Here is a 12,356-nt window from a genome sequence, read left to right on the forward strand (position 1 = left end):
CCGCAGGAGCGCCTGGGCGGGGCGGGGCACCCACACCAGCGGGACGCGGGGCGGCAGGTGCTGCTGGGGCCGGAGGGGCACCAGAGGTATCAACTTTTACATACGCCGTCGCACGGGAGGCGGGCGGCGGCGGCAGGCTGACGGGAGCCGTGGCCTGACGGGCGGCGGGCGGTGGCAGCGGAGAACTCGGAAGCTGAATGGAGGCCGTGGCCTTGCTGACAGGCGCGGCGGGCTTGGCCAAACCAGCAGGCGCTGGGACAGCTGCGGCACCAGCGGGCGTGATCGACGTCGTGATCGGGCGTGGAACCTGGGCCGTCGCCGGCGTCACCGGCGCAGTCAGTTCCTTCGGCTGCGTCACACCAGCACCCGGGCGAGCCCTAAGGGTGATGCGCACCGTTTCTTTCTTCAACGGCACTGCGGCGGTCTTTGCGGGAGGAGTTGGTGGCTGATTGGGCTGGTTGTCGCTCATGGTGCAAAAAGTCTGTCGCGGGCATAAAAAGTCCCCCGAATTTCAAAAAGTCTAGCTGGTGCCCACTTCCAACGTCAATAGCTTTCAAGAAAGTTGAAGGGAAAATCGCGCGTGGTGTGACGCTTCCGTTTCTCCGATGCAGTCAGGAGCCAACTTTTGCTTGCCTCCGGCCCCAGCCCACCCATTCTGACCGCCCTTTTTCCTAATCATGAAAGTCCTAGTTACCGGCGGCGCAGGTTTCATCGGTTCCCATACGGTTGAGCGTCTGCTCGCCCAGGGGGCCGAAGTTGGCATTCTTGACAACTTCAATGACTACTACGCCCCCGAGATCAAGCGGAACAACATCTCCGCAGTGCTGGATCGCATCACCCTCGTGGAAGGTGACCTGCGGGATCCTGAAGTCGTGGAGAAGACTTTCGCGGAAGGAAAATATGATGCGGTGATCCACCTGGCAGCCCGCGCCGGAGTCCGTCCGTCGATCGAGCAGCCCGAGCTCTATATAGATACCAATATCAAGGGCACCTTCTACCTGCTGGAGGCCTGCAAGCGCCATGGGGTGAAGAAATTCGTCTTCGCCAGCTCCTCCTCCGTGTACGGGGTGAACAAGAAGGTACCCTTTGCTGAAGAGGATCCCATTCTCCAGACCATCAGCCCTTATGCCATGACCAAGATGGCGGGTGAGCAGATGTGCTCCAACTACAGCACCCTGTACGGCATCCGCTGCGTGTGCCTGCGTTTCTTCACGGTCTATGGCCCCCGCCAGCGCCCTGATCTCGCCATTTCCAAGTTCTCCAAGCTGATCCTCGAGGACAAGCCGATCGATCGGTACGGCAAGGGGGACACCGCGCGTGACTACACCTTTATCAGCGACATCGTGGACGGCATCATCGGTGCCCTGAACTACGAGGAAGGTCCGCTGTGCAGCATCTTCAATCTGGGCGGATCTCAAACGGTGAACCTCAACCAAATGATTGGGGCCATCGAGGACGCGCTTGGCAAGAAGGCCATGATCAATGAGATGCCTGAACAGCCTGGCGATGTGCCCCTGACCAGCGCAGACGTGAGCAAAGCCAGCAAGCTTCTCAACTTCAAGCCGACCACTCACCTGGACACCGGCATTCCGAAGTTCGTGGAGTGGTTCCTGGAGATGCGGAAGCTCGGACTTCGCTAAGAGTTCCGTCTCTCCAAGTCTAGATGTTCTGGGCTGTAAGCCCGATTTATGCAGGGACGTCCGTGGTGGGCAGGCTTGATGAGGGCCGTGCCTTCAGCCCTTGTGAACCGTCTGGTTCCGCGAATGGTAGCGACGGCAACGATTCGCTTTTGAGTATTAGTATCATATGGAAAATATATCTTGCCTCTGGGCATGAGGTTGTGATTTCATAACTCACGCCTTGGAAAAACCCGCTGCTGCGCCGGCCGGAGCCTCCACTAGAGCTCGGCCAGCGGTCTTCCCACAAGGGGATTGGATCACATCAACCACCACCGCCCAGGGCAAACCGTGGCGGTATCTCAAGCAGCCATCCCATGAAAACACGCACGTATGTGTGGGGGACCCTTTGTGTCCTCATGGCCACGTCTCTCGTGGCAGACCTGACGGCCGGTCCAGCTGGGACCTCCGCCGGGAAGGAATCCAAGGCCGTGACATTGGAAGACCGATGGAGTCTCCCGGGTACCTTTGGAGGAGGAATCAAAACCACAGGTGAATACACCGACGGCAATCTGTTTCTCGTGGTGCCCCTGCACAGCAGCCTGGGGAGGGATGGTATCCTCGGTGGGGATGTGCTCTTTCTGGAGCCGTACACCTCCTGGGGAGAACGCGGAGAAGTGGCGGCAAGTATTGGCCTGGGCTGGAGGCATCTTTTCAGCGATCAGTCCGTGACTGCCATCACCCGGCCGGATGGTCACCAAGCCGGATTCATGGAAGAGGGCTTCTACGTGGGGGCCAATGTCTTTGTGGACATGCTGGACACGGAGGCGGACAACCAGTTCTGGCAGTTGGGGTTCGGGATTGAGGCTGGGACCCGGTATGTGGAAGTACGGGGAAACTACTACCTCCCGCTCTCCGACCGCCAGCTCGCGGAGGAGATTCGTACGCGGGAGACTTTCACCAGTTCCCGCTCGCGCACCTACCAGAGCGCCACCCCGCTGAACCAGCCCTTCGCCACGGGCAATACCATCCAGCAGGATGCCCTCTTCACCACGAGACGGGCCACGACCACCAGCACCACGACCATCGAGCGGCTGTTCCAGAGGTTTGAGGATGGCATGGAGGGCTGGGACGCTGAGGTGGCCGTCCTCGTGCCGGGCCTGGACAAGTACTGCGACCTCAAGCTGATCGGAGGTTATTTCAAGTTAGACAATCAGCCATTCGGCCCGCAAACCGGGGGCACGGGCAATGTGGAGGGATGGAAGGCGGGTGTGGAGCTGCGGCCTGTGCCAGCGCTGGTGCTCACCGCCACCTGGTACGAGGACGAACGCTTTGTGGGGGACGACTGGCTCTTTGGCCTGCGCATGGAACTGCCGTTTGAGATGGGGGACCTCGGCGATGGCAAGACCTTCTGGAAACGCATCTCCGATTCCTTCCGTCCCCGTCGTCGCCATCTGGCAGAGCGTCTTGCTGAGCCGGTGCACCGCCAGAATGCGGCGATCAAGGTGGCCAGCACTGTGGAGGAAGCGGCGGCCAAGGCCAGCACCCAGGTGAAGACGGTGACCAAGGTGGTCTCACAGAGCGCCCGACGGCTCGTGTTGAAGGAGGACATCGTGTTCGCCAACAACGGACCGGCGACTGGCAATGGCATTCAGGAGGGAGACAGCCATGGCGATGGCACTGCGGAACTGCCGTTGGACACCATCCAGGGGGCTGCTGACATCGCCCAGGCCAACAGCAATGCCACCTCCCGGACTTGGAACGTGTACACCCAGGGCACTTCAAGCGCCTATCATGAGAACGTGATGGCCACCACCGGCAGCGTGATCTTCATCGGCAGCGGTGATCTGATCCCGGGAGTGGGTGGCACGAGTTTTGGCGTTGGCCCTGCTCCAGCGGTCAAGGGAGGCTTCTACAGCGAAGGCATCGGCCTCTTTGGTCTGATAGGGTATGACATCTCCTGCGGGCTCTCCACGAGCGGAGACGGCGTGAGGCTGGTCAATGTGGAAACCTTCATCATTGGCTCCAACACCTTCCAATCTCTGAAGGGCAACGGAGTGCATGTGAAGACCACCGGCGATGCGGTCAGCGAGGGAATCCTCTTGTTCAACACCTTCGACGGCATCTGCGATGAGTCTGTCTTGCTGGAGTCCAGGGATTGTTCCCAGCTGGCAGTCGCCCTCTTGGGCAACCAGTTCACCGATGGACATGATGCCTATGTCTCTGCCTCCAGCCGGGATCATTCGGAGCTGGGTATCTTTGCTTTTGGGAACGACTTCGGCGGGGGCAGTAGCGATGTCTTCAAGATCAGGTCGTACGACTGCTCCACCCTGGAATTCCATGCAGAGCTCAACCTCATCTCCGACTCGGGAGGCGACGGGTTTTCCTTCCGTTCGAAAGGGAATTCCAAACTCAAGGCCATGGTCATCAACAACGAGATCTACAACGTGTGGGATGATGGGATCGGCGCCGAGGCCAAACACGACTCATTCCTCAAGCTCACCATCCTGGGCAACACCTTTGGCGGCGCAGGAAATCACTACATCGAGCACATGAGCTATGACGATGCATTTGCAAAAGTCACGGTGGGCCAGAACAGCTTCAACAGCGCGGACAACGACGCCATCCATGTGGAGGCGCACGACAGCTCGTTCACCAAGCTGGTGGCCGATGGCAACACCATCCACCATCAGTCGGGCTACGGCATTTTTGGCTTGGTGGATGAAGGTGCCAGGCTGAAAGCCACGATCACCAACAACATCATTGGCAACACCATTGTGGATGGCATCATGCTCAGCGCAACGGGATGTCTGGACTTCACCATCGCTGGCAACCAGATTGCGGACGTTCCGACAGGCATTGGCATCTCAGTCTTCAACGACGGCCATGCAGAGGGGGCCATTGCGAGCAACCTCATCACGGGCAATTTCAATACCGGGGTGGTCGTCTATCTCGCCGGATCGGATCCCTTCGCCGACATCCGGATTGAGGGGAACACGCTCACCGGCCCGGACGTGGATGGCATCAATCTCAAACACACCGCGGGGTCGCTGAACATCAGTGGTGACTTCAGCAACAGTGTGACTGGATTTGGGAGCAATGCTCTGCGGGTCACCGGAACCCCGTCAGGGTCAATCATCATCAACGGCGTGATCCTCTCGCCGCCCGCCAATTTCCCGTAAGGGTGTGTTCATGGTGCTGATGGCAGAACGTCCGGCCACCTGGCGTGGCCGGGCGTTTTGTTTTTTTGAGTGTCAGAGGGCGCTGTCACATCTGACGGGTTGCGGGAGCGAAGATGCTGCGGAAACATGGCGCAATCCCGTCCGCCCGATCTGACCATGACTGAAGCCCTTCCCTCCTCCGTCACTGAACTCGCCCAGGCGCTGGTCCGCATTCCCTCCGTCAATCCGGACGGTGAGCCCGGCACGGGGAAGACGGGCGAGGCGGACTGCGCTGTATATGTGGCGCGATTTTTGGAAACGGCAGGGGCCACGGCGGTGCTGGAGGAAGTGCTGCCTGGCCGCCCCAATGTGATCGGGCGCTTTCCTAGTCAGCCTTTGGCTGGGGGTGGAAAGAAGCCAGTGGTTCTCTTTGGACCTCACACTGACACAGTCGGTGTGGGTGGCATGACGATCGACCCCTTTGGCGGTGAGGTCAGGGACGGCAAGCTTTGGGGGCGTGGGGCGTGTGATACGAAAGGCCCCATGGCCGCCATGCTCTGGGCGCTGTGGGAGTTGCGGGAAGAGATTCCCAACCTTCCGGTCGAGGTGCATTTTGCCGGATTCATGTCCGAGGAGTCGTCCCAATATGGCTCCCGTCATTTCGCGAAGCACCACGGCCAGGACTACGCCTTTGCCTTCATTGCAGAGCCCACCAGCCTGCAGACGGTCTTCAAACACAAAGGCAGCCTGTGGGCGGACATTGAGACCTTTGGCGTGGCCGTGCACGGCTCCCGGCCTGAGCTGGGGGAGAATGCGATCTTGAAGATGGCCCGCCTCATCAAGCTGTTGGATGGCGACTTTCGCCAGCAGTTGAAGGATGCCTCTGGTCAGGACGAATGGCTGGGGCAGAGCACGATCAGCCTGGGCATGATTCAGGGTGGTTCACGGCCCAACATCACGGCCGACCACTGCTGCCTCACGGTGGACATCCGCTACACACCTGGTGTGGCGCGGCTGGGCGGGCCGATGCTGCTGCTGGAGGAGTTTGTGAAACAGCACGATGCCACGGCAGTGGTGAATCCGCGAGGTCGTGAAGCCGCCTCGCCGTGCCTCGACACGTCGGCGGAAGATCCCTTTGTGCAGGCGCTGGTGCGCCATGGCGCGACGCTGACGGGGGCACCCTGGTTCTGTGATGCGGCCTATCTCGCCGAGGTGGGCGTGCCTGCCGTGGCCGTGGGACCAGGTTCCATTGCCCAGGCGCATACGAAGGATGAGTGGATCGATCTGACCGAGCTGGAACGGGGAGCGAAGTTCTGGATGGACTATCTCCGGGGTTTGTAGTTCCATCGTCGGGCGTGTGCCCGCCATGAGATCCGAACCTGCCCTTCCATGTTGAATCAGATCCTTGGGTGGCTGCGGCATGGCATGAACACTTGCACTTCTGCGCTGCTCACCGCACAGTTGCTGAAACGTGCGGAGCCCGTGCTCTCAGTGAGCCAGGTGCCCGTGGTGGTGGTTGCCCCGCACGAAGATGATGAGACCTTTGGCTGCGGTGGACTCATTGCCCTGAAACGCCAGTTGGGTGTTCCGGTGACGGTTGTCTTTGTCTCGGACGGAGGTGGGGGGTATCAAGAAGGAACGACAGCTCCTCCGGACATTGTGGCCGTTCGCGAGAAAGAGGCGCTGGAGGCCACCGGCGTCTTGGGAGTGCCGGTGGAGCACGTCCAGTTTCTACACTATCCGGACACACGATTGGGCAAGCTTGATGAGGTGGATCGTCGGCGACTGGTGTCCACCTTGACGGAGTGTTTCAACCAGCATGCGCAGTTGGAGGTGTATGTGACCCATCAGCGGGACCTGCATCCTGACCATGAGGCGACTTGTCGTGCGGTCATGGAGGCGGTGTCGCGAAGCTCCTCCCAGGTTCGCTTGTTTGAGTATCCCATCTGGATCCGGTGGATGGGCAAGTTCCATCGCAACCTTCAGTGGTCAGATTTTCCTGGGCTGATCAAGGTCTCGATCGCCCCTGTGCATGCGACGAAGCTGCGGGCCATTCAGGCCTACACCAGCCAGATTGGTATGCTTGGTCGTGCGCATCTGCGCTGCTATGAGCAAGTGTGGGAGATCTTTGTGGAGCGACCTCGTCCCCATCAACCATGAGCCCTCAACCCAAGCCATCCTGGTGGAAGCGTGCGCGGCATGTTCCCGGACGCCTGCGCACTCGTCTCTGGCTGATGATGGGGCGGCCCATGCCCATCACTTCGCAGGATCGCAAGGTGCTGGAGACGATCATCCTTCCCAAGGTGGCGGCTGAACATCACCGCGTGCTCTTCGTGGGTTGTGAGATTTACACCGCCCACTACCGCACCTTCTTCCGGCGGAATGACTATCACACTCTCGACTACGATCCCGCAAAACAGCGTTACGGGGCACGGCAGCACAAGGTGGGCTCCGCCACCGAACTGGATCGCTACTATCCAGCGGAGTGGTTTGATGCGGTGATCTTCAACGGCGTACTCGGCTACGGTATTGATGAGCTCGCAGGTGCGGAGGCCGCCATCGCTGCGTGCCGTACGGTTCTAAAGCCGGGTGGTCTTTTGGTGGTGGGATGGAATGACCGGCCCGAAGTGCGTGCGCTGGTGGAGGCCAGCCAGGAACTCCAGCACGGATTAAAGCCCGTGGTGTTCGAGCCCCTCGGGGTGGTGCAGACGGAGCCCATCGATGTGGTGAAGCACGTGTATAGTTTTTTTGTGAAGGAAGAAGCGGGGAGACAATAGGAAAGCGCGGACCAGATGGCCTATAGCCTCCGCAAGCGGGTTGGAGTTTGGGCGGTGCATGGGGGAACGAACTTCTCGCACGGAACGACGGCCTTCGGTCTGTCAAGCAACACCCGTGCGTCGGACCGCCACAACTCCTTCGGAGTAGAGCTTCATCATCCGCCTGCCCAACGTAGACTCGCTCGAAGCTCATCAACGTTGGGCTTGTAGCCGCATCCTCTTCGATGAAGAGCTTCGATGGAGCGCCAACCGGAACTTGCCGCCCAAGGCCATCCTGAAGACGGCATCCTACTTGTCACTTTTCACTGCCTCGCTCTCCCCTGACCTCAAGTCTTCTGTCTGCGGCGAAGCCGCTAGAGCAGCTTCTTCTTCTTGAAGTACCAGACCGGAAGGATGGCGGACATGACCACGGTGACCATCACCAACAGGAAGGCGAGGGGGCTTTCCGCGACGGGAAGTTTCACGTTCATACCATAGATGCTGGCGATGAGCGTGGGGGGCATGAAGAGCACGCTGGCGACGGTGAAGATCTTGATAATCTGGTTCTGCTGGATGCTGATGAGTCCCAAGGTGGAGTCCAGCAGGAAGGCCATCTCCTGCGTCTGCTGGTTGGTGTAGTCGTCCAGGCTCTTCACGTCGCGTGCCACACTGCGGAATTGGGCGGCGAGTTCGCCCTTCATCCAGGGTGCGGCGTTGTTGAGGAAGTATTGGAGCATGCGGGCGATGCTCACCAGGCACTCGCGCAGGTTTGCTACGAGGGCGTTGCGCCGGCCGAGGAGTTTGATCACCTCGTTGAGGTCGCAGTTGGCCTTGCCGCCATCGGCGCGGTTCGGATCCACGGCAAAGATGTCGCGGGATACGCCGCGCAGATCGGTCTCGATGTTCTGCAGCGTATCAGCGATGCGAGCCACGATCATTTCCACCAGCAGGAGGAAGACGGCATCACTGCTCACCGGTGTGCTGCACTGGCGGCGCACCTGATCGGCCAGCACGCGAAAGGCGAGCGGATCTGAATAGCGCACGGTGGTGAGCGTGTCCGGGCTGACCACGAAGGTGATGGCAGAAGTGTCGGGCTCTGGAGTCTCCAGTCCCACAGGCACCCAGGCCGTCATGTAGAGAGCGCCCTTTTCAGAGTACAACCGGCTGGACTCTTCAATCTCCTGCATCTCCTCGCGGGTGGGCAGGGTGTACTCCAGCCATTGCTCCGCTTCCACCTCCTCAGACCGGCTCGGATTGAGGAGGTCGAGAAAAACCAAGTTCTCCGGAAGCGGATGTGGTTTTTCATCGGTCCAGTCAATCAGCTGGGCGTGCTCGGTAATGAGGCGGATCATGGGTGCGCGGTGGTGCCTCAGGCTTTATCGCTGCCGCCAAGGAGTGCAAGCCGGACATTGTGTCCTTTCTTGGAAGACGGGAGAAAGCCTAATCCAAGACCTGATGATGTGCGATCACGAGAAGAGGTTTAATTCCGGCCCCGCGTTGGGATTTTCGCGTGGCGTGCGCCGGGGGGCGGGCTTCTCACGAACGAGAAGCGGCTCGTCCAATGCGGCGGCGTCTTCGTTGGGAGGGTGGCCGGCCTCGAGACGCTCCAGGATATGGCGCGCACGATGCAGCACCTTTTCCGGCAACCCCGCCAGGCGGGCGACCTGGATGCCATAACTCTTCTCTGCGCTGCCGGCGATGATCTTGCGCAGGAAGATGATCTGGTGATTCCACTCCTTCACGGCCACGTTGTAATTCTTCACTCCGCTGCAGGTGTGAGCCAGGACGGTGAGCTCATGGTAGTGCGTGGCGAAGAGCGTGCGTGAGCCGATGTCGTTGTGCAGATGCTCGGCCACGCTCCATGCGATGCTCAGGCCGTCGAAGGTGCTCGTGCCGCGGCCGATCTCATCCAGGATGACGAGACTCTGGTCTGTAGCATTATTTAAGATGAGCGCAGTTTCATTCATCTCCACCATGAAGGTGCTCTGGCCGCGGGAGAGGTCATCGCTGGCACCGATGCGGGTGAAGATGCGGTCCACCAGTCCCACCTCTGCACTGGCCACTGGCAGGTAGCTGCCGATCTGGGCCATGAGGGTGAGCAGGGCGACCTGGCGGATGTAAGTGCTCTTCCCGGCCATGTTGGGACCGGTGATGATGAGCACGCGGTTCTCCGCAGGTTCGAGTGTCGTGTCATTGGGCACGAACTTCTCCCCGGCCAGATTCTGGTCGAGCACGGGATGACGACCATCGCGGAAGAAGAGATTGCGCGTCTCATTGAGCAGCGGCCGCGTGTAGTTGAAGAGTCGGGCGGTCTCTGCCAGGGAGGCCAGCACATCCAGGGTGGCGATCGCTTCCGCCGTTTCCTGGATCGCTTCGAGATGAACCATCGCGGCGCTACGCAGCTTTACGAATTCCTCGTACTCCAGTGCCTTCGCCTTTTCATCCGCGCCGAGGATCTTGTCCTCCATGCGCTTCAGTTCATCCGTGATGAAGCGTTCGCCATTGGCGGTGGTCTGCTTGCGCACGTAGTCCTTCGGCACGGCATCGAGGTTCGACTTGGTGATCTCGATGAAGTAGCCGAAGACCGCATTGTATTTGATCTTCAGAGATTTGATCCCGGTGCGTTCGATCTCGTCGTTCTGCAGTCTGGCCATCCACTCGCGTCCCTGGGTGGAGGCACTGCGGAGTTCATCGAGCAGCGGGGAGTAGCCTTCGCGGAAGATGCCGCCTTCTTTGATCGTGGCCGGAGGTTCTTCCGTGATGACCTTCTCGATCTCCTCAGCCATTTCGGTGAGGTCGCGCATCTGCCCCATCAAATCTTCCGCCAGCGGGGTGCGAGGCAGTTCTTCCAGGAGCACTTTGATGGCGGGCACGGCGAGAAGCGCTTGAGCGAGCGCAAGGAGATCACGACCGTTGCCACTGCCCTGGCTGAGACGTCCGGCGGTGCGTTCCAGATCGCGAATGTCTTTGAAGAGATCGCGCGACTGCGAGAGCAGCATGGGCTCCTGAAGCAGAGCGGCGATGAGATCCTGCCGGGCGATGAGCTGCTGCAGATTGCGCAGAGGATGCAGCACCCAGCGGCGCAACTTGCGTGCGCCCATGGGAGTGCAGGTGCGGTTGAGCGAGTGCAGCAAGGTGTGTTCCGTGCCGCCGCGGCTGTTCACCAGTTCCAGGTGGCTCTGGCTTGCGGCATCAATCCAAACGCCTTCATACGGCACGGCCACGCGCAGACGCTTGATGTGCGAGACATCCTTGCGCAGCTGGAACTGCAGATACTGCATGATGGCTCCGGCAGCACTGATGGCCGCGGTGAGATGAGTGCAGCCATAGCCGTCCAGAGACTGCACCTTGAAGTGTTGCACGAGCGAGTGCACCGCCTGGTCGTGCAGGAAGAGGTAGCCTTCGCAGACCTGCGAGCCCTTCGATCCGCCCACTTCCGCCAACAACTCTGCCTGCTCCTCCGCATACAACAGCTCTGATGGCATGATGCGCGTGAGTTCATCAGACAGTGCGTTGGATGAGTCGAACTCCGCGACTTCAAATTCACCCGTGGTGTGATCCACGTACGCCAGGCCGAACTTCTTCCCCTCACGCCAGATGGCGGCGAGGTAGTGGGCCCGGCTTGCATCCAGATAACGTCCATCCGTTACCGTGCCGGCGCTGATGATCTCTGAGACCTCGCGTGGTACGAGCTTGCCTGGTACCGGATCTGCCGTCTGCTCGCCAATGGCCACACGTCTGCCAGCGCGGATGAGTCTGGCGATGTAGCCCTGTGCGGCGTGATGCGGTACGCCGCACATGGGGATGCCATTGCGCTTCGTGAGTGCGACGTTGAGGATGCCGGCTGCTGTCTTCGCGTCTTCGAAGAACATCTCGTAGAAGTCGCCGAGACGAAACAACAACAGCACATCCGCTGGCAGCTCCCGCCGCATGGCGAGGTACTGCTTCATCATCGGGGTGGCTGCGGCATCGGTGGACATGGGACCCGCATCATGAGCGGGAATGGGCGAATTGCAAAAGGGGAAAAAGCGCAACGAAGCGTCGGGTCAGAGTCGCGAGCACGCGTGATCCATGACGTTGCAAAGCGATCATCAGGCATCGCAAAGACGTGCTCTCGCGACCTCTTCAAGGTGCATGCGGGGCGCTCCGACCCCGTCAAATGGGCCTTCAAGCGTGCCCGATGAAAAAAAATTTATCCTTTTTTTGACGGCTCTTCATCCTCGCGCAAGAGCACAACATGTGGTGTAGCGAGGTCATGAATCAGCATCAACATGACCATGTGTTGTGCATGGAGGTCATTCATGTACGTCTGCATGAGTGAGCGGGTGATGATGAGTGATGCAACGCTGCAAGCCTTGTCGCACAAGGCTTGCAGCGTGCATGTGATGTTCAACACCCTTGCTTGGGTGCAAAAAGTTCCTCTGTGTATTTGTTAATAACCTGCATGTGCATGAAGGTTCGCGGAGGCATCATTCATCCCGGCAGGAGGCGAGAGCCGGGCATCATCACGCTCATCCACAACGGCGCGGTGATGATTTTCATGTTTGTTGTTCAAGAACTTTCGTGTTAAAACTCCATCGTCAGTAACCAATAACGATAATCGGAACGAAAGGAACACAAACCATGGCAACCAAGAAAGCATCCAAGAAAGCCGCCAAAAAGGCCGCACCTGCAAAGAAAGCCGCCAAGAAGGCAGCCGCCAAGCCGGCGAAAAAAGCTGCCAAGAAGGCCGCTGTGAAGAAGGTGGCGAAGAAGGCCGCTAAAAAAGCCGCCAAGAAGAAGTAAGCACCTGCGACGCGGGCGAGCTGACGACATCAAGTCTC

General features: G+C 59.6%; 8 protein-coding genes and 1 pseudogene. 6 read left to right on the forward strand and 3 right to left on the reverse strand.

The annotated features are described in order from the left end of the window. Positions 1 to 469 (reverse strand): annotated as a pseudogene (locus tag BV034_RS35625) (hypothetical protein); the annotation flags it as partial. A gap of 208 nt (positions 470 to 677) precedes the next feature. Between BV034_RS35625 and BV034_RS04145 the strand changes: the two are divergent. The 5 genes from BV034_RS04145 to BV034_RS04165 all read left to right on the forward strand — a co-directional run bounded on the left by BV034_RS04145 (position 678) and on the right by BV034_RS04165 (position 7,554). Next, the gene (locus BV034_RS04145; RefSeq protein WP_050024410.1) at positions 678 to 1,640 is read left to right on the forward strand and encodes an SDR family NAD(P)-dependent oxidoreductase; all 963 of its coding nucleotides are present in this window, start codon (positions 678 to 680) and stop codon (positions 1,638 to 1,640) included. Between the two features lie 353 nt (positions 1,641 to 1,993). Next, positions 1,994 to 4,798: an inverse autotransporter beta domain-containing protein gene (locus tag BV034_RS04150; RefSeq protein ID WP_081887563.1), complete on the forward strand. Its 2,805-nt coding sequence runs from the start codon at positions 1,994 to 1,996 to the stop codon at positions 4,796 to 4,798. 156 nt (positions 4,799 to 4,954) lie between these two features. Continuing rightward, the gene (locus BV034_RS04155) at positions 4,955 to 6,118 is read left to right on the forward strand and encodes a M20 family metallopeptidase (RefSeq protein ID WP_063768673.1); all 1,164 of its coding nucleotides are present in this window, start codon (positions 4,955 to 4,957) and stop codon (positions 6,116 to 6,118) included. 84 nt (positions 6,119 to 6,202) lie between these two features. Next, positions 6,203 to 6,937, forward strand: a complete 735-nt coding sequence (locus BV034_RS04160; RefSeq protein ID WP_265592605.1) for a PIG-L deacetylase family protein — start codon at positions 6,203 to 6,205, stop codon at positions 6,935 to 6,937. Then, positions 6,934 to 7,554: a methyltransferase domain-containing protein gene (locus BV034_RS04165; protein WP_265592606.1), complete on the forward strand. Its 621-nt coding sequence runs from the start codon at positions 6,934 to 6,936 to the stop codon at positions 7,552 to 7,554. Before BV034_RS04160 ends, BV034_RS04165 begins: the two co-directional genes overlap by 4 nt. Before the next feature lie 353 nt (positions 7,555 to 7,907). Here BV034_RS04165 and BV034_RS04170 read toward each other — a convergent pair whose 3' ends face one another. Together BV034_RS04170 and mutS are read right to left on the reverse strand one after the other, a co-directional pair. Next, positions 7,908 to 8,885, reverse strand: a complete 978-nt coding sequence (locus tag BV034_RS04170; RefSeq protein WP_050024426.1) for a magnesium transporter CorA family protein — start codon at positions 8,883 to 8,885, stop codon at positions 7,908 to 7,910. 114 nt (positions 8,886 to 8,999) lie between these two features. Further along, positions 9,000 to 11,513 (reverse strand): DNA mismatch repair protein MutS, encoded by a 2,514-nt coding sequence (gene mutS, locus BV034_RS04175; RefSeq protein ID WP_050024428.1) that lies wholly within the window; start codon positions 11,511 to 11,513, stop codon positions 9,000 to 9,002. Positions 11,514 to 12,156: 643 nt separating this feature from the next. On the opposite strand from mutS, the gene BV034_RS35630 reads away from it, so the two are divergent. Beyond that, positions 12,157 to 12,318, forward strand: coding sequence for a hypothetical protein (locus tag BV034_RS35630; RefSeq protein ID WP_265592607.1), 162 nt, complete (start codon positions 12,157 to 12,159; stop codon positions 12,316 to 12,318). The last annotated feature ends 38 nt before the right edge of the window (positions 12,319 to 12,356 follow it).

Origin of the sequence: Verrucomicrobium sp. BvORR034, from assembly GCF_000739635.1 — a bacterium.
Taxonomy (GTDB): domain Bacteria; phylum Verrucomicrobiota; class Verrucomicrobiia; order Verrucomicrobiales; family Verrucomicrobiaceae; genus Verrucomicrobium.

Coding starts and splice junctions, on each gene's coding strand:
- mutS (WP_050024428.1), bottom strand. CDS start 11,513: ATGTCCACCGATGCCGCAGCCACCCCGATGATGAAGCAGTACCTCGCC.
- BV034_RS04165 (WP_265592606.1), top strand. CDS start 6,934: ATGAGCCCTCAACCCAAGCCATCCTGGTGGAAGCGTGCGCGGCATGTT.
- BV034_RS35630 (WP_265592607.1), top strand. CDS start 12,157: ATGGCAACCAAGAAAGCATCCAAGAAAGCCGCCAAAAAGGCCGCACCT.
- BV034_RS04155 (WP_063768673.1), top strand. CDS start 4,955: ATGACTGAAGCCCTTCCCTCCTCCGTCACTGAACTCGCCCAGGCGCTG.
- BV034_RS04145 (WP_050024410.1), top strand. CDS start 678: ATGAAAGTCCTAGTTACCGGCGGCGCAGGTTTCATCGGTTCCCATACG.
- BV034_RS04150 (WP_081887563.1), top strand. CDS start 1,994: ATGAAAACACGCACGTATGTGTGGGGGACCCTTTGTGTCCTCATGGCC.
- BV034_RS04170 (WP_050024426.1), bottom strand. CDS start 8,885: ATGATCCGCCTCATTACCGAGCACGCCCAGCTGATTGACTGGACCGAT.
- BV034_RS04160 (WP_265592605.1), top strand. CDS start 6,203: ATGAACACTTGCACTTCTGCGCTGCTCACCGCACAGTTGCTGAAACGT.